General features: G+C 72.8%; 14 protein-coding genes and 2 tRNA genes. 14 read left to right on the top strand and 2 right to left on the bottom strand.

From position 1 onward, the window contains the following. The first annotated feature begins 30 nt into the window (after positions 1 to 30). From lepB (ABIA38_RS11060) to ABIA38_RS11005, 12 genes are all read left to right on the top strand, one after another. Complete coding sequence (gene lepB / locus ABIA38_RS11060; RefSeq protein ID WP_424638348.1) at positions 31 to 1,047, top strand: signal peptidase I; 1,017 nt, start codon at positions 31 to 33, stop codon at positions 1,045 to 1,047. A 140-nt stretch (positions 1,048 to 1,187) separates the two neighbouring features. After that, on the top strand, positions 1,188 to 2,219 hold the full coding sequence (lepB, locus tag ABIA38_RS11055) for a signal peptidase I (RefSeq protein WP_424638347.1): 1,032 nt from the start codon (positions 1,188 to 1,190) through the stop codon (positions 2,217 to 2,219). 87 nt (positions 2,220 to 2,306) lie between these two features. Then, positions 2,307 to 2,876: an NUDIX hydrolase gene (locus ABIA38_RS11050; RefSeq protein WP_424638346.1), complete on the top strand. Its 570-nt coding sequence runs from the start codon at positions 2,307 to 2,309 to the stop codon at positions 2,874 to 2,876. Positions 2,877 to 2,988: 112 nt separating this feature from the next. Continuing rightward, positions 2,989 to 3,315, top strand: a complete 327-nt coding sequence (locus ABIA38_RS11045; protein WP_020553228.1) for a DUF2469 domain-containing protein — start codon at positions 2,989 to 2,991, stop codon at positions 3,313 to 3,315. 118 nt (positions 3,316 to 3,433) lie between these two features. Further along, positions 3,434 to 3,847, top strand: coding sequence for a YraN family protein (locus ABIA38_RS11040; protein ID WP_424638345.1), 414 nt, complete (start codon positions 3,434 to 3,436; stop codon positions 3,845 to 3,847). Between the two features lies 1 nt (position 3,848). Continuing rightward, entirely contained in the window at positions 3,849 to 5,453 is a 1,605-nt protein-coding gene (locus ABIA38_RS11035; protein WP_424638344.1) for a YifB family Mg chelatase-like AAA ATPase, read from the top strand. Positions 5,454 to 5,477: 24 nt separating this feature from the next. Next, complete coding sequence (gene dprA / locus ABIA38_RS11030) at positions 5,478 to 6,638, top strand: DNA-processing protein DprA (RefSeq protein WP_424638436.1); 1,161 nt, start codon at positions 5,478 to 5,480, stop codon at positions 6,636 to 6,638. Positions 6,639 to 7,410: 772 nt separating this feature from the next. Continuing rightward, on the top strand, positions 7,411 to 8,259 hold the full coding sequence (whiG, locus tag ABIA38_RS11025) for an RNA polymerase sigma factor WhiG (protein WP_424638343.1): 849 nt from the start codon (positions 7,411 to 7,413) through the stop codon (positions 8,257 to 8,259). A 222-nt stretch (positions 8,260 to 8,481) separates the two neighbouring features. After that, positions 8,482 to 9,786, top strand: coding sequence for a deoxyguanosinetriphosphate triphosphohydrolase (locus ABIA38_RS11020; RefSeq protein ID WP_424638342.1), 1,305 nt, complete (start codon positions 8,482 to 8,484; stop codon positions 9,784 to 9,786). 52 nt (positions 9,787 to 9,838) lie between these two features. Next, positions 9,839 to 11,773 (top strand): DNA primase, encoded by a 1,935-nt coding sequence (gene dnaG / locus ABIA38_RS11015; RefSeq protein ID WP_424638341.1) that lies wholly within the window; start codon positions 9,839 to 9,841, stop codon positions 11,771 to 11,773. Positions 11,774 to 11,902: 129 nt separating this feature from the next. After that, positions 11,903 to 13,027, top strand: coding sequence for an RNA polymerase sigma factor (locus tag ABIA38_RS11010; RefSeq protein ID WP_424638340.1), 1,125 nt, complete (start codon positions 11,903 to 11,905; stop codon positions 13,025 to 13,027). Positions 13,028 to 13,068: 41 nt separating this feature from the next. Next, positions 13,069 to 14,541 (top strand): FGGY-family carbohydrate kinase, encoded by a 1,473-nt coding sequence (locus ABIA38_RS11005; protein WP_424638339.1) that lies wholly within the window; start codon positions 13,069 to 13,071, stop codon positions 14,539 to 14,541. A gap of 75 nt (positions 14,542 to 14,616) precedes the next feature. Here ABIA38_RS11005 and ABIA38_RS11000 read toward each other — a convergent pair whose 3' ends face one another. Further along, positions 14,617 to 14,919, bottom strand: a complete 303-nt coding sequence (locus tag ABIA38_RS11000; RefSeq protein ID WP_424638338.1) for a YtxH domain-containing protein — start codon at positions 14,917 to 14,919, stop codon at positions 14,617 to 14,619. A 162-nt stretch (positions 14,920 to 15,081) separates the two neighbouring features. Between ABIA38_RS11000 and ABIA38_RS10995 the strand changes: the two genes are divergently transcribed. Continuing rightward, positions 15,082 to 15,157: transfer RNA gene (locus tag ABIA38_RS10995), tRNA-Asn, on the top strand. Positions 15,158 to 15,486: 329 nt separating this feature from the next. Here the strand turns inward: ABIA38_RS10995 and ABIA38_RS10990 are convergent. Next, positions 15,487 to 16,431, bottom strand: a complete 945-nt coding sequence (locus ABIA38_RS10990; RefSeq protein WP_424638337.1) for an NADP-dependent oxidoreductase — start codon at positions 16,429 to 16,431, stop codon at positions 15,487 to 15,489. 240 nt (positions 16,432 to 16,671) lie between these two features. On the opposite strand from ABIA38_RS10990, the gene ABIA38_RS10985 reads away from it, so the two are divergent. Further along, positions 16,672 to 16,745 (top strand) — tRNA-Ile (locus tag ABIA38_RS10985). Positions 16,746 to 16,777: the final 32 nt, after the last annotated feature.

Here is a 16,777-nt window from a genome sequence, read left to right as displayed (position 1 = left end):
CGCCCCGGACCGGACCCGGCGGGCGCGGGCATGACCGCGCTCGCCGTCGGCGAGGCGGAATCGCCGCCCGCCGCACCCTCGGTCGAGACGGGCACACCCGCGCGCCGGCGCCGGGGTCGGCGCTCGCGGCGCAAGGACAAGGTGGTGCCGCTGTGGCGCGAACTGCCGATGCTGGCGGTGATCGCGCTCGCCCTCGCACTGCTCATCAAGACCTTCCTCGTGCAGGCGTTCTACATCCCGTCGGGCTCGATGGAGCACACGATCAACGTCGGCGACCGGGTGCTCGTGGACAAGTTCTCACCGTGGTTCGGGTGGACCCCCGAGCGCGGCGAGGTGGTGGTCTTCAAGGACCCGGGCGGGTGGCTGGGCAAGAAGAAGTCGAGCGATCCGCCGCCGGTGCTCAAGCAGCTCAAGCAGGGGCTCGTGTTCGTCGGCATGTTGCCCTCGGACGACGAACAGGACCTGATCAAGCGGGTGATCGGGGTCGGCGGCGACACGGTGGCCTGCTGCGATCCGTCCGGCCGGGTCACCGTCAACGGTGTGCCGCTGGACGAGCCCTACCTGTACCGGGGCAACGCGCCCTCGGAGAAGCGGTTCAGTGTGACCGTGCCCAAGGACCGGTTGTGGGTGATGGGTGACCATCGCGGCGACTCGGCCGATTCGCGGGCACATATGGATCGGCCCTATCAGGGCACGATCCCGGTGGACGATGTGGTCGGTCGGGCCTTCCTGGTGGCCTGGCCGTTCGGCAGTGCGCATCGACTGCCCGTTCCGGAAACGTTCGGGAACAAAGCCCTGTCGGTTGCGATTCTCCCGCCCACCCCGGTCGTTATGGGAATGGTGGGTGCGGTTCCGATGGTCCTGCTACGCCGACGTGTACGCTCGCGCCGGCGCATGCCGGCCCCTTGGGGTCGACATCGACCCGGCGACGTGCGCGGCACGGGTCGGAAATCATCAAGACAGAGCTGTGGGCAGCCGGTGGACAGCCCCGACCGGGTGCCGTGTGGCCTGCACGGGTACGAGGAGGCGCCGTGGGGGAAGTCGTGATCGGAGCGCGATCCGCTGGTGGAGACGACGATCGTGGGCGGGAGCCGCAGGAGCGGCATCCCACCGACGCGCCGCACGATCCCGGACCGCCACCGACCCAACCAACGAGCGGGGACGGACCCGGGCAGCCACCCGATCCGGTGCAGCGACCGGCGGCCGCGGTCGGCGCCGACGCGACGCCGACCTTCCCGCCGGTGCAGCCGAGGCCCGCGCCCGGTGGCCCGGGCGACGGTGCGCCGCCGGATGCCGATGGTCCGGACGGTCCCGGCGGTCCGGGCGACTCCGGTGAGTCGGCGGAGCCGGCGGGCTCCGGGGACGACGAGGGTGCCTCGGACTCGGGTGAGCGGCGCAAGAAGAAGAAGGGTTCGTTCTGGAAGGAACTGCCCCTGCTGCTGCTGATCGCGATCGTGCTCGCGCTGCTGATCAAGACCTTCCTGGTACAGGCCTTCTCGATTCCCTCGGAGTCGATGGAGAACACCATCAAGGTCGGCGACCGGGTACTGGTGAACAAGTTCTCGCCGTGGTTCGGCGCGGAGCCGGAGCGCGGTCAGGTGGTGGTCTTCCACGACCCGGGCAACTGGCTCCAGGAGGCCCCCAAGCAGTCCGACAACGCGGTGGTTCGTGGTCTGCAGAAGGGCATGTCGTGGGTCGGCCTGATGCCGTCCGCCGACGAGAAGGACCTGATCAAGCGGGTGATCGGGGTCGGCGGCGACCGGGTCCAGTGTTGTGACGCGCAGGGCCGACTGATGGTCAACGGGAAACCGTTGGACGAGAGTTCGTACCTGAAGAAGGGCGTGGCCCCGTCGACGCGGGTGTTCGACGTGACCGTGCCCAAGGGCCGGCTCTGGCTGATGGGCGACAACCGGGACAATTCCTCCGACTCGCGCTATCACATGGACCAACCGTTCAACGGGACGGTGGACAAGGACCGGGTGATCGGGCGCGCGTTCACCGTGGTGTGGCCGCTGAACCGGATCCACGGGCTCGGTGTGCCGGGCACCTTCGACCAGCCCGGTCTGGGCCTGGACGTGATCGGCAACACGCCGCTCGCGGCCGGCCTGGTCGGCGCGGTGCCGATGGTGTTGTGGCGACGCCGGCGGCGGGCCGGGGCGGGCGATTTGCCCGAGGTCCGGGACGTCACGCGCACTCCCTCGGGAGCGCCGCCGGCCTGACCGTCGCGCCGTTCGCCACGGCCGGGTCGCCCGGGGACTCGCTTCCCGGGTGACCCGGCCGTCGGCGACTCGGGGCACAATCCGAGGATGACGACTCAACCCGTGTCCTGGCCCGGGGACGTGCCGGAGCCGGTTCCGGACTATCCCGCCGATCTGGCCCCCGACCTGGAGCGCCGCGCGGTGCGTGTGGTGCTGCTCGACCCCGACGATCGGGTGCTGCTGTTTCGCACCCTGGTGCCGGACTCCGATCCGCCGGAGTGGTACGACCTGCCGGGCGGCGGGCTCGACCCCGGCGAGAACTACGTGGACGCGGCGGTCCGGGAGATCCGGGAGGAGACCGGCCTGCGCATCGAGCCGGCCGACGTGGGGCCGCCCACCTGGCGGCGGAGTGTGACCTGGGTGCGGCCGGGGCATCGGCGGGTGCAGCACGAGTTCGTGGTCCTGATCCGGATCGCCGACCGGGCGCCGAAGGTCTGCGAGGACCGCTCCGCGTGGACCGCCGACGAGCTGGCCGAGTACCAGGAGGCGGTGTGGTGGCCGGTGGCCGAGATCGAGGCGGCGCGGGTGCGGTTCTATCCGGGCCGGCTGCCCGAGCTGCTCCGGGTGTTCCTGGCGGGCGAGCTGATCGACGAGCCGTTCGAGTGGTGGAACGACTGAGCATGGGCCGCCGGAGGTGTCCCGGACGGTTGAGCCATGGTGCGCCGGTGGTCGCGACGGTCGCCGGTACACAATGGGAGGCGTCAGCGAAGCGCAGGAGCGAGGGGCGCGCATGAGTGCGGAAGATCTCGAAAAGTACGAGACCGAGATGGAGCTCCAGCTCTACCGCGAGTACCGCGACGTCGTGGGTCTCTTCAAGTACGTCATCGAGACGGAAAGGCGCTTCTACCTCACCAACCAGTACGAGCTGCACGTGAGGTCGGCCGACGGGGAGGTCTTCTTCGAGTTGTCCATGGCGGACGCGTGGGTGTGGGACATGTATCGACCCGCACGTTTCGTGAAGAATGTCCGCGTCCTCACCTTCAAGGACGTCAACGTCGAGGAATTGACCAAGAGCGAGTTCGAGATGCCCTCGGGCAACGAAGGGTTCGGCGGCTGAGCGAATCCGGCAGGCCCGCAACCGAGGTGTCCACAACGGCCGAGTTGTACACAGGCCGGCCCGGGGCGGCGCGCGACCACCTCCGACTCCCGCACGGTGGAGGCCGGAGGTGGTCGTGGTGCGCACGGGCAGGGGTGGCGGGCAAGGCCGGGGCGGGCGGGCCCGGCAAACGCGCAACAGCGCGGTGGGGCGATATGGCGAACGGGTCGCGGCGCGGTATCTGACCGAGGCCGGGATGGCCGTGCTCGCCCGCAATTGGCGTTGCCGGGACGGCGAGATCGACATCGTCGCGCGGGACGGGCGCACGTTGGTGGTGTGCGAGGTCAAGACCCGGCGGGCGGGCGGCTTCGAGCATCCGCTGGCGGCGCTGGGCGCGGTCAAGGTCGAGCGGTTGCGGGTGCTGGCCGAGCGCTGGTTGCTCGCGCACCCGGCGGCCGGACCGCCGGCGCGCGAGGTGCGGATCGATCTGGTCGCGGTGATCCCGGCGATGCGCGGGGCGGCCCGGGTCGAGCACGTCCGGGGGGTGGGCTGAGATGGCCTTCGCTCGCACCCGATCGGTCACCCTGCTCGGCGTGGACGGCGTGGTGGTCGAGGTACAGGCCGACCTGGAGCCGGGCGTGACCACCTTCACACTGGTCGGTCTGCCGGACAAGACCCTGGTCGAATCCAAGGAGCGGGTCCGCGCGGCGCTGGTGAACAGCGGCGAGGAATGGCCGCAGCGGCGGCTCACGGTGGGCCTGTCGCCGGCCACCGTGCCCAAGACCGGATCCGGGTTCGACCTGCCGATCGCGGCGGCGGTGCTGGCCGCCGCCGGAGTGCTGGATCCGGGAGCGATCGAGGACCTGGTGATGGTCGGCGAACTGGGCCTGGACGGGCGGTTGCGGCCGGTGCGCGGGGTGCTGCCGGCGGTGCTGGCCGCGGCGGCGGCGGGCTGCACCCGGGTCGTGGTGCCCGCGGCGGTGGCCGGCGAGGCCGAGTTGGTGCCGGGGGTCACCGTGCGCGGGGTGACCTCGCTGCGGCATCTGCTGGCGCTGCTGCGCGGTGAGCCGGTGCCGGTCCAGGAGCAGGCGGTGACCGACGTCGGGCTCGGCCCCGACCCGCTGGCGGTGGTCGGCACACTGGCCGCGGGGCCGCCGGGGGCGGGGCCCGCCGATCTGGCGGACGTGGCCGGTCAGGAGCGGGCCCGACGGGCCCTGGAGGTGTGCGCGGCGGGCGGGCACCACCTGTTCCTGCTCGGTTGTCCGGGCGCGGGCAAGACGATGCTGGCCGAGCGGCTGCCCGGGATCCTGCCCGCGCTCGACGGCCCGGCCTCGCTGGAGGTCAGCGCCGTGCACTCGATCGCCGGCACCCTGCGGCCGGACCTGCCGCTGGTGACCACGCCGCCGTTCTGCGCGCCGCACCACAGCGCGACGATGCCCGCGATCGTGGGCGGCGGCAACGGCCTGCCCCGCCCGGGCGCGGTGTCCCTGGCCCATCGTGGGGTGCTCTTTCTGGACGAGAGCCCGGAATTCAGCGGGCGGGTCCTGGACGCGCTGCGCCAGCCACTGGAATCGGGCACGGTGACGGTCGCGCGCAGCGGCGGGATGTTGTGCTTCCCGGCCCGGTTCCTGCTGGTCCTGGCCGCCAATCCGTGCCCGTGCGGGCGGTTCGCCGGGCGGGGGTTGGACTGCACGTGCTCGTCCCTGATGCGGCACAAGTACCTGTCCCGGCTGTCCGGGCCGCTGCTGGACCGGATCGACGTCCGGGTCACGGTGGACGCGGTCTCCCGGGCGGAACTGTTCGCCCCGGAGGGCGCGGGCGAGTCCTCCGCGGTGGTGGCGGCCAGGGTGCTGGCGGCCCGGGAACGAGCCGCCAGGCGGCTGGCCGGGACCGGCTGGACGGTCAACGCCGAGATCCCCGGCCGCGAACTGCGCACCCGCTGGTCCCTGGCCCCCGACGCCCTGGACCAGGCCGCCCGTGACCTGGAACGCGGCCTGCTCACCGCGAGGGGCCTGGACCGGGTCCTGCGGGTCGCCTGGACCATCGCCGATCTGCGCGAGCACGAGCGGCCGACGCGGACGGACGTGGACACGGCATTGGAACTGCGCACCGGCATCGCCCGAGGCGAGCAGGCCGACGACGACGGCCGGAAACCGTGAAGGCGCGCGTCGGGGGTGATCGGGGTGGAGCCGTTGCCGTGGCCTGAGGGGGAGTTCGGTGGGCGGGACGCGCGGGCGGAGCGGGTGGCTCGGGCGGCGTTGAGTCGGCTGGTGGAGCCGGGGGACGCGGCCTTCGGGCGCGCGGTGCGAAACCATGGTGCGGACCGGCTGCTGCGGGATCTGCGGGGGCACGGGACGTTGCCGGTCGAGTTGGCTCGGCGGGATCCGGCCGGGTATCGGGTTCGGTTGGGGCCGCATGATCCGGAGGCGGATCTGGAACTGATCGCCGAGCTCGGCGGCGCGTTCGTGGTTCCCGGGGACCCGGATTGGCCGACCCAGTTGGACGACCTCGGGGACGCCGGGCCGCTTGGTCTGTGGGTACGCGGCGCGGTGTCGCTGCGGCCGGCCGCGTTGCGGTCGGTGGCGGTCGTGGGTTCGCGGGCCTGTACCGACTACGGCACCTACGTGGCCGGCACGCTGGCCGCCGACCTGGCCGAGCTGGGCTGGACGGTGGTTTCCGGCGGCGCCTACGGCGTGGACGGCGCGGCGCATCGCGGTGCGCTGGCGGTGGCGGGTCGGACCGTCGCGGTGTTGGCCTGCGGGATCGACGTGAACTACCCGCGCGGGCACGAGCGATTGCTTGCCCGGATCGCCGAACTGGGTACCGTGGTCACCGAGTTGCCACCGGGCGCGCATCCCACCCGCTACCGCTTCGTGGAGCGCAACCGGGTGATCGCCGCGCTGACCAGAGGCACCGTCGTGGTCGAGGCGGCGCTGCGCAGCGGGGCGCTGATCAGTGCCCGGCGGGCCGCGCTGCTCGGTCGGCAGGTGATGGGCGTGCCGGGCCCGATCGGCTCGGCGAGTTCGGCGGGCGTACACGCGCTGTTGCGCGAGCCGGGGTCGGTGCTGGTGACCCGGGCGGCCGAGGTGGTCGAGCAGGTGGGGCTGATCGGCGACGACCTGGCGCCGATGTTGTCCGGGCCGACCCGCCCGGGGGACGACCTGGCACCGCAGACGCGCCGGATCCTGGACGTGGTACCCACCCGCGGCGCGCTGTCGACGGCGCTGATCGCGCGCGAGGCGGGGGTGGCACCGGCCGCCACCCGGCGCCGGCTCGACGTCCTGGCGGCTCGGGAACTGGTGGATCGCACCTCGAAGGGGTGGCGTCGCCGTGGCGGTGCTTGACCTGGGGCCGCAGTGATCATCACCGTGAGGGGAGGCGCAATCGAGGAGGTGCCATACCCCGTGACCGAGGCGAGCAGGCCCGAGGACGCCGGGCCCGCCGAACCCACCCCACCGCCGGTCGAAACCCCACCCACCCGAGCCCGCCCGGCCCACGATCCGTTCCCCGGGGACCCCCGACCCGGGCACCGCGGCCACCACATCGCGTCCACCCGACCGCCGTCGACCCGAGCCTGCGCGACAGGCGCCGGCGCGCCGGGCGACGGCACGCCCGCCCGGGCGGGTGTTGCGCCGGTCGGCGACACGCCCGTGTGGGGGTGTGACCTGGGGCGGTCGGTGGGTTCGGGTGCGGGCGAGGCGGGGTTGGGTACACCCGTTCGGGTTCGGTCGGGGGCTGCATGGCTCGGGCATACCGGTCCGACGCTGCCCGGTGCGGGTGCGCCGGAGTGCGCGGCCGCCGCGTACCGATGGCTTCCGTGCGCCCCCGATCGGTGGATCCGGGCCGGTGGGCGGCGTTGCGGCGGGTCGGCGCGGGACTTCGGGGCCGAGCCGGCCGGAGGCCCCGCGTACCCGCTCCGACCTGCGCCTCCGGCGGGTGCGCGGGCCGGGTCGGCGGGCCCTTCGCGCGCGTCGCGCGAGGCCGGTGCCGACCGCGTGGCCCGGGCGAACCCCGCCCCCGGCGATTTTCGTAGCGCTCGGGAGTCGCCAGGTCACGCTACGCTCGCGAGGACCCAGATCTGCACGCACGTCTCCGTGGAACGACTCAAGGCCACGTATGCCCAAGCAAACCCCAGGGCGTAAGAGCGCCACCGCGGCCGCGTCCGAGGACGGACCGGCCGTCACCGTCGAGGACGGTGGCGCTTCCAACCGCGCGCTGGAAAACCTCTGGAGCGACTTCAAGCGCTCGGGGGACCCCGCCCTGCGGGAACGCCTCATCCTGAATTACTCGCCGCTCGTGAAGTACGTCGCCGGGCGCGTCGGCGTCGGTCTTCCGGCCAATGTGGACCAGGCCGACTTCGTCTCGTACGGAATGTTCGGCCTGATCGACGCGATCGAGAAGTTCGACCTCGACCGCGCGATCAAGTTCGAGACGTACGCGATCAGCCGCATCCGCGGCGCCATCATCGACGAGCTGCGCGCGCTCGACTGGATCCCCCGATCCGTCCGGCAGAAGGCCCGCGCGGTCGAACTGGCGTACGCGGGCCTGGAGGCCAAGCTCAACCGCACCCCCTCGGAGGTCGAGGTCGCGCGCGAGATGGGCATCGCGCTCGAAGACCTGCACGCGATCTTCAGCCAGCTCTCGCTGATCAACGTGATGGCCCTGGACGAGCTGCTGCACACCGGGCAGGACGGCGGCGATCGGCTCAGCCTGGTGGACACGCTGGAGGACACCACCGCCGACGACCCGGTCGAGGTGGCCGAGACCCGCGAGATGCGCCACCTGCTCGCGCGCGCCGTCAACGCGCTGCCGGAACGGGAGAAGACCGTCGTGACGCTCTACTACTTCGAGGGCCTGACCCTGTCCCAGATCGGCCAGGTGCTCGGCGTCACCGAGAGCCGCACCTGTCAGATCCACACCAAGGCGGTCCTGCAACTGCGCGGCAAGTTGTCCGACGCGCGGTGAAGGCTTCGTGTGTTGTTGGCGGCCCGGTCTTCGTCGAATGTCGGTACGCCCACCGTCCCGGAGCGGCTGGGTGCTCGGTGTCGCCCGTGGTCGCGCCTTCGGATCCACACCGAGGCGGCGCCTCGGCTGCGCGGCAAGTTGTCCGACGCGCGGTGAAGGCTTCGTGTGTTGTTGGCGGCCCGGTCTTCGTCGAATGTCGGTACGACTCCTTAATGTGGACAAGTGGACAGCGATACAGCAGATGCGGCAGTACGACGACCGGGACCGGGGCGATACGGCGCCGCCGACCTCGCCCGCTGGGTCCGCGAGCCCAACAAGCGGCGCGGCCGCACCTCGTTCGAGCGCGATCGGGCCCGGGTGTTGCACTCGGCCGCGCTGCGCCGACTCGCCGGGAAGACCCAGGTGGTCACCCCCGGGGAGAGCGCCGCGGCGGGCCAGGACAGCCCGCGCACCCGACTCACCCACTCGCTCGAATGTGCCCAGATCGGCCGTGAGCTGGGCCAGGCCCTCGGCTGCGACCCGGACCTGGTGGAGACCGCGTGCCTGGCCCACGACCTGGGCCACCCCCCGTTCGGCCACAACGGGGAGCGCGCGCTCGACGAAGCGGCCAAGAGTTGCGGCGGCTTCGAGGGCAACGCGCAGAGCCTGCGCCTGCTCACCCGGCTCGAACCCAAGACGTTCGCCCCCGACGGCCGCAGCGTCGGCCTCAACCTGACCCGCGCCGGCCTGGACGCGGTGCTCAAATACCCGTGGCCGCGCCGCGAGCAGGTCGATTTCCAGGGCCATTCCTACGGCGTCTACGACGACGACCGAGCCGTGTTCGACTGGGTGCGCGAGGGCGCCGACCCGAACCGCCGCTGCCTGGAGGCCCAGGTGATGGACTGGTCCGACGACGTCGCCTACTCGGTGCACGACCTGGAGGACGCGGTCCAGTCGCACCGGCTCGACCTGGTCCGGCTGCGCGACGCGGGCGAGCGACGCGAACTGCTCGACCTGACCGTGCGCCGCTACCGTCCGGACTGCGCGGCCGACGAACTCGGCGAGGCGCTCGACCGGCTGCTCGCGCAGGACTTCTGGCCGGCCGGCTACGACGGCTCGCGCCGCGCCCAGGCCCGGCTCAAGAACGCCACCAGCGGCCTGATCGGCCGCTTCTGCCTGGCCGCCGAACACGCCACCCGCGAGCGCTCCGGCACCGACCCGGTCACCCGCTACGCCGCCGACCTGATCGTCCCGCGCGAGATCCGGCTCGAATGCGCGGTGCTCAAGGCGGTCACCGCCCGATACGTGATGGCCCGCGAGGGCGCCGAGCAACTGCGCGAGCGCCAGCGCGCGGTGCTCACCGAACTGGTCGAACTGCTGGCGGCCGGCGCCCCGGAGCAGTTGGACGCGTCGCTGCGCGAGGACTGGATCCAGGCGCCCGACGACGCGGGGCGACTGCGCGTGGTGATCGACCAGGTCGCCTCGCTCACCGACCGGGCCGCCCTCACCCTGCACGCCGTGCTCACCACCGGCCGCAGCGGCCGATGAGCCGGCCGGTCCCCGCCGACGCGCACCGCGCGGACCCGTAGACTCGACGATCGTGGCCGGCCGTATCCGTGAGGAAGACGTCAGGCGGGTCCGCGAGACGGCACGCATCGCGGAGATCGCCGAACAACATCTGCAACTCCGCAACGCGGGCGGAGGAAACTTCAAGGGGCTGTGCCCCTTCCACGACGAGAAGTCCCCGTCCTTCCAGGTCAGCCCGGCCAAGAACCTCTGGTACTGCTTCGGCTGCGGCGAGGGCGGCGACGTACTCGACTTCGTCATGCGCCTGGACCACACCACGTTCTCCGAGACCGTGGAGCGGCTCGCCCAGCAGTACGGCATCGAGCTGCACTACGAGGAGGGCGGCTACACCCCCGGCCGCCAGCAGGGCCGCCGCACCCGCCTGGTCGAGGCGCACAAGATCGCCGCGACCTGGTTCGCCGAACAACTCGGCGGCGCCGAGGCGGCCACCGCCCGCCAGTTCCTCGCCGACCGCGGCTTCGAACAGGACGCCGCCGAGCGGTTCTCCCTCGGCTACGCGCCCAAGGGCTGGGAGAACCTGGTCCGGTTCCTGCGCGGCAAGGGCTTCACCCCGCAGGAGATGCTCGAGGGCGGCCTGGCCAGCGAGGGCCGCAACGGCCCGATGGACCGCTTCCGCGGCCGGCTGATCTGGCCGATCCGGGACATCACCGGCGATGTGATCGGCTTCGGCGCGCGCAAGCTCTACGACGACGACAACGGCCCCAAATACCTGAACACCCCCGAGACGCCGATCTACAAGAAGTCCCAGGTGCTCTACGGCCTGGACCTGGCCAAGAAGGAGATCGCCAAGTCCGGCCGGGCGGTGATCGTCGAGGGCTACACCGACGTGATGGCCTGCCACCTCGCCGGCGCCGGCACCGCGATCGCCACCTGCGGCACCTCCTTCGGCGACGAGCACATCAAGGTGCTGCGCCGGTTGCTGATGGACTCCGGCGAGTTCCGCGGCGAGGTGATCTTCACCTTCGACGGCGACGCGGCCGGCCAAAAGGCCGCACTGCGCGCCTTCGAGGAGGACCAGAAGTTCGTCACCCGCACCTTCGTCGCGGTCGAGCCACGCGGCCTGGACCCGTGCGACCTGCGCCTCGCGCACGGCGACGACGCGGTACTCGGCCTGATCGACGCGCGCGTCCCGCTCTTCGAGTTCGCGATCAAGTCCCGGATCGAGGGCCACGACCTGTCCACCGCCGAGGGCCGGGTGGCCGCCCTCGACGCCGCCGCGCCGGTCATCGCGGGCATCAAGGACCAGGCCCTGCGGCACACCTACGCGGTCCGCCTGGACTCGATGCTCGGCTTCCTGGACGAGAAGTTCGTGGTCGGCCGGGTCGCCCAGGTCAACCGCTGGCAGCGCGAGCGCACCGCGCGCGGCGAGCGGGGAACCGGCCCGGGGCGCGCCGCGCCCACCGACGGTCCGCAGGCACCGGCTCCCCGACGGCCGGCCGGTTTCCGACCGGATCCGCGCGACTCGCGCCAGGCGGTCCAGCGCGAGGTGCTCAAACTCGCCCTCCAGGCCCCCCTGCTGGTCGCGCCCGCGTTCGACCACTTCGAGACGGACGAGTTCACCGCACCGCCGTACGCCGCGGTGCGCACCGCCGTCGCGGCGGCCGGCGGGGTGTGCTGCGAGCTTGCGCAGACCCCGAACTGGGTCGGCGAGGTACGCGCCGCCGCGCCCGACGACACCGTGCGGCACATGGTCACCGAACTGGCCGTGGAGAGCATGCACCGCACCGCCGAGCCGGACCGGGCCTACGCCGACGGCAACCTGGTCCGACTGCGGGTGTTCTCCGCCGAACGCCGGATCGCCGACGCCAAGTCCCGCCTGCTGCGCATCGATCCGGTCCGCGACGCGCAGGACTACGCGCTGGTCTGGCAGGAACTGACCACCCTGGAAACGTACAAGCGCGCCCTGCTCGACCGCGGCGCCGAAGCGCTCTACGCCCCGGGCGGCTGACCCGGCGGCGGGAAACCGACCCCGCCCGGCCCACCCGGCCACGTCGGCCGGCCCGAACCGCCGCCGGCCAGCGAGAATTTGGCGCCGGGCTCTCGGCTACGGGCCCCCTCGTACAGCAGACTGGGGAAGGTGCATCGGCACACCATAGGGGGGAAAACGCCCGGCGGTGACCCCGCCCACACGGACCGGACGGATGAGCCTGAACCGGGCCCGGCCACCGTCCTCACGGAGCACGCCACCCCAGGAACCGCGCCACCCGAACCACCCGCGCCGACCCCCGCCGAACCCGCCGAGGAGCCCGCTTCCGACGGCGACGGCGAGGACGCGCGGCCGGCCGAGACCGGCGGCTCGTCCGCCGACCTGCTGCGCCAATACCTGCGCGAGATCGGCCGGGTGCCGCTGCTCGGCGCCGCCGACGAGGTCGACCTGGCCCGCCGGGTCGAGGCCGGCCTGTTCGCCGGGGAACGCCTGCGCGCCGACCCGCCCGCCGACCCCGCCGCCCGCGACGCACTGACCACCCTGGTCCGCGACGGTGTCCGGGCCAAGCGCCGGCTCATCGAGGCCAACCTGCGCCTGGTGGTCTCCATCGCCAAACGCTACGTCGGTCGCGGCCTGGGCCTGCTCGACCTGGTCCAGGAGGGCAATCTGGGGCTGATCCGAGCGGTGGAGAAGTTCGACTACACCCGCGGCTACAAGTTCTCCACCTACGCGACCTGGTGGATCCGCCAGGCGATGAGCCGGGCGCTGGCCGACCAGGCCCGCACCATCCGGGTCCCGGTGCACGTGGTCGAGCTGATCAACCGGGTCATCCGGGTGCAGCGCCGACTGCTGCAGGAGCACGGCGAGGAACCCACCGCCGAGGACGTCGGCGCGGTGCTCGACCTCACCGCCGAGCGGGTCACCGAGATCCTGCGGCTGGCCCAGGAACCGGTGTCGCTGCACACCCCGGTGGGCGAGGACGAGGTGATCCTGGGCGACATCGTCGAGGACACCGACGCCACCTCGCCCGCCGAGGCCGCCGCCTACCTGATGTTGCGCGAACACCTGGAGGCGCTGCTGTCCACGCTGGGCGACCGCGAGCGGCAGGTGGTGCAACTGCGCTACGGCCTCGCCGACGGCGAACCGCACACCCTCGAGGAGATCGGCCGGGTCTTCGGGGTGACCCGGGAGCGAATACGCCAGATCGAGTCACGCACCCTGTCCCGGCTCCGCGAGCGGTCCTACTCCGAGCAACTGCGAGGCTATCTCGACTGATCCCTACCGTTCCGGGCCTCGTCTGCTGTCAGAATTCGCCCATGCCGACAAGCCCGACCGCCACCCTCGTCGCCGGGGTGCACTGCTCAGCGCGCCAGTTGCGCATCCTCGTCTGCGACGCCGCGACCGGTACGCCCCTGCGCGAGGGCCGCGCCGGGTACGCCGACGGCGCCGCGACCACGCCCGGTGCCTGGCTGCGAGCCTTCGGGGAGGCCGCGGCGGGCGGCCTGCTCGACGGCGTCGCGGCGATCGCGGTGGCCGCGACCAACCACGGCGCGGTCCCGCTGGACGCCCAGGGGGTGGTACTCGGCCATCCGCTGCCCGACGACGACCGCTCGGCCTCCGGCGCCGGCGCCGACCTGGTGGACGCGCTCGGCGGGCCGGCCGCGTGGACGGCGGCGACCGGCTCGGTACCGGGCTCGTCCTCGGCGATCGCCCAACTGCGCCGCTTCGCCCGGTTCGAACCGGAGGCGGTGACCCGGATCGCGTCCGTACTGCTGCCGCACGACTGGGTGACCTGGCAACTGCTCGGCTGCCCGCCGGAACCGGTCACCGACCACGCGGACGCCTCCACCACCGGCTACCACGCCATCACGGGCGAGTGGCGCGAGGACCTGCTGCACCTGGCCATCGGCCGGGTGCCGCGCACGCCGATCGTGCTGCCCCCCGGCGGCGCCGCCGGTCGCACCCCCGAGGGCATCCTCGTCTCGGCCGGCACCGGTGCCGAGGCGGCCCTGGCCCTGGGCGCGGGCCTGGCCGACGGCGACGTGGTGTTGTCCGTCGACACCACCGGCACGGTGTTCGCGCCGCACCCGGTGGCGGTGGCCGACCCCACCGGGGTGGTCGGCTCCTACGCCGACGCCACCGGGCGGTATCTGCCCAGGGTGCGCACCGTCAACGCGGCCCGGGTGCTGCGCGGCACCGCCACGACGCTCGGTGTGGACGCCGAGGAGTTCGACCGGATCGCGCTCGAGTCCACGCCGGGCGCCGGTGGGCTGGTCCTGCTGCCCTACCTCGACGGGGAGCAGGTCCCCGACCTGCCGCACGCGGCGGGCACGCTGACCGGGCTGCGGCTGGAGAGCATGACGCCCTCGGGCCTGGCGCGGGCCGCGGTGGAGGGGATGTTGTGCGGTCTCGCCGACGCGCTGGACGTGCTGCGCGACCACGACGTGGCGGTGAACCGGCTGATCCTGGTCGGGCCCGGGGCCCGCTCGGCGGCGGTGGCGGAGGTCGCGCCGGCGCTGCTCGGGCTGCCCACCGCGGTGCCCCCGGCGGCGCTCGCCGGCCGCTTCGTCGCGCTCGGCGCGGCCCGGCAGGCCGCGTGGGCGCTGTTCGGGGAGTTGCCGGGGTGGCCGGCGGGGGTCGGCGCGTTCGCCGAATCCGACGAGGAGGCGCTCGCCCTGGGCGACGCGGTCCGGCAGCAATACCGCGATGTGCGTGATCGGCTGCACCCGGGTGCGGTGGCGCCGCCTCGGGAGGGCGCGGAGCCGGGCGGTCGGCACCGCCGGGGGTGACAGGGCGACGCGGGCCGGGGATGTGGCTGCCCGGCCCGCGTGGTGGTGTTACGGCCCCTGTCGGCGTCGGGCGGCCTACAGCCCCTGGCCGGGCCGCGAGGAGGCCGGGGACGCGCCGTTGGTGCCGCCGTGTCCGCCGAACCGGTCCGGCAGGTGCCGGCCGACCCGCTCGGGCAGGTGCTCGCCGATCGCCCGGCCGGCCTTGGCACCGGCGCCGCGGCCCAGCTCGGCCGCCGCGTGTCCGGCCTTCTGCGCGGGCGGGCTGCCCGCCACCGTGCCGGACAACTTCCGGATCTGCTCGTACCGCTCACGCCCGGCTTTCGCCCCCAGGACGTAGCCGATGGCGAGGCCGGTGACGAAGGTGAGCTTGTTGATCATGGTGTCCTCCGCGGTCGTTTGTCCCGCCCGTGCACGTCAGCGCCTACCCGGGCGCGGTGCGTAGGCAACCTGTGAGGTCCTACCGGAAAAACCCTGGTGCGGGCCACCCCACGGAATGCGCTAATGTATTCCACGCAGCGACCGCCCGGCGGTCCAACGCAATCCCGCATAGCTCAATTGGCAGAGCAGCCGGCTGTTAACCGGCAGGTTATTGGTTCGAGTCCAATTGCGGGAGCCACCGGAAGCGCCCGTCGGTCCCACCCGGCGGGCGCTTCCGTGCGTTCCCCTCACGCGCTCCCGGCGCGGGCCCGGAACTCCGGTAGCACGCCCCGGGCTTGCGGCTGCGGAAGTACCGGCGCCCGCCCCGCCGTGCGTAGCGGTCCCCGGTACTGCCTCGCCAGCACCACCCACGGGTCGCCGACCTCGTGCTCGGGATGCTCGGTGGGCTGACGGCCAGTCAGATATCCCGGTGTCGGACGAACTCCCGGGCCAGCCCGCCGAGGCGGCGTCGCCTCGAGCGCCGGCCGGGCCGGCGATGCTCTCGCCGCGTGCAAGGAGCCCGTGGGGCTACGGGATGATCACCGTTTTGCCCCTGGCGCCGCCGAGGCGGCTTCGGGCGATGGCGGTCGGGGTGTCGGACAGGGGGAGGCGGGCTTCGATGGGGACGGTCAGGCGGTGGGCTCTCAGTTCGTCGGCCAACTGGTCGTAGAGGGCCGGGGTGGATTTCTGGTTGTGGTTGATCGCTTTGACGCCCCGCGTGGACAGTGCCTCCGGGTCGGCCGCGAACAGCGTGCTCACGGCCGTTCCGCCGGCGTGAATCAGGCTCGCGTAGTCGGCGAAGTCGGCGGCGTCGGAGACCAGGTCGATCAGCGCGTCCACGCCGTCGGGGTAGTTCGCCCGGACCTTGGCCACGACGATGCCGCCGCTCGCGTCGTAGGTCTCGGCCGCGCCGAGCGCGCCCATCTTGGTCTGCCCGACCCCCCGGGTCACCGCCAGCACCCGAATGTCGCGCGCCGCAGCGAGCTGGGTGACGAACGTACCCACGCCGCCCGCCGCGCCGACCAGCAGGACGGTCTGGCCGGCCCGGATGCCGCCTGCCTCCAACAGGCCGAGCGCGGTGCCCGCGGCGGTGGGCAGCGTGGCCGCCTGGGCCGGGTCCAGGTCGGCCGCCGAGGCGATCGGGCCGGTGTCCGGGACGGTGAGGAACTCCGCGTAGGCGCCGACCGCGCCGACCGGTGCGCGCAGCGCCGAGCCGAACACCCGGTCGCCGATCGCGAATCGGGTCGCCCCCGGACCGCTGTCGACCACGGTGCCTGCGAAGTCCACCCCGAGCACGAGCGGGAACGTGTGTTCCATCGACCCGGCGAGCATCCCGTCCGCGACCTTCCAGTCGAACGGGTTGACCGCCGCCGCCGCGACCTCCACCAGCAACTCGCCCCGGCCGGGCGTCGGTTTCGGTACGTCGACGACCTTCGGGTCGCCTCCGAACTCGGTCACGGCGACAGCGCGCATGGTCTGCTCCTCGGTACGACGAGACGTGGCATCAGGTCAACCGAGTGACCGCGTGCGACCCGTCGTAAACAGGCGTCCGCACGCCGGCCCCGCACCACGAGTGCCCGTCGTGCACGCCCGCTCGAAGGCGGGTTTCGAGCACTTTCGGGCAGGACGAGACCACGCCCGCGAGGATCCCCCCGGGCGTTGGTCGGGCCTGACCGGTTATGCTGCGTCAGGCCGTCCGGCAGTGGACGGTAAGGGGCGGTAGCTCAGCTGGTTAGAGCAGGGGACTCATAATCCTCTGGCCGTGGGTTCGAGTCCCACCCGCCCCACCCATTTCAGGTCGGTGCTCTCGCTGCGCTTT

Source organism: Embleya sp. AB8, from assembly GCF_049739465.1.
Lineage (GTDB): Bacteria > Actinomycetota > Actinomycetes > Streptomycetales > Streptomycetaceae > Embleya.
This window is presented reverse-complemented; position numbering and strand designations above follow the sequence as displayed.

Coding starts and splice junctions, on each gene's coding strand:
- ABIA38_RS11000 (WP_424638338.1), bottom strand. CDS start 14,919: ATGATCAACAAGCTCACCTTCGTCACCGGCCTCGCCATCGGCTACGTC.
- whiG (WP_424638343.1), top strand. CDS start 7,411: ATGCCCAAGCAAACCCCAGGGCGTAAGAGCGCCACCGCGGCCGCGTCC.
- ABIA38_RS11005 (WP_424638339.1), top strand. CDS start 13,069: ATGCCGACAAGCCCGACCGCCACCCTCGTCGCCGGGGTGCACTGCTCA.
- ABIA38_RS11035 (WP_424638344.1), top strand. CDS start 3,849: ATGGCCTTCGCTCGCACCCGATCGGTCACCCTGCTCGGCGTGGACGGC.
- ABIA38_RS11050 (WP_424638346.1), top strand. CDS start 2,307: ATGACGACTCAACCCGTGTCCTGGCCCGGGGACGTGCCGGAGCCGGTT.
- ABIA38_RS11045 (WP_020553228.1), top strand. CDS start 2,989: ATGAGTGCGGAAGATCTCGAAAAGTACGAGACCGAGATGGAGCTCCAG.
- ABIA38_RS10990 (WP_424638337.1), bottom strand. CDS start 16,431: ATGCGCGCTGTCGCCGTGACCGAGTTCGGAGGCGACCCGAAGGTCGTC.
- lepB (WP_424638348.1), top strand. CDS start 31: ATGACCGCGCTCGCCGTCGGCGAGGCGGAATCGCCGCCCGCCGCACCC.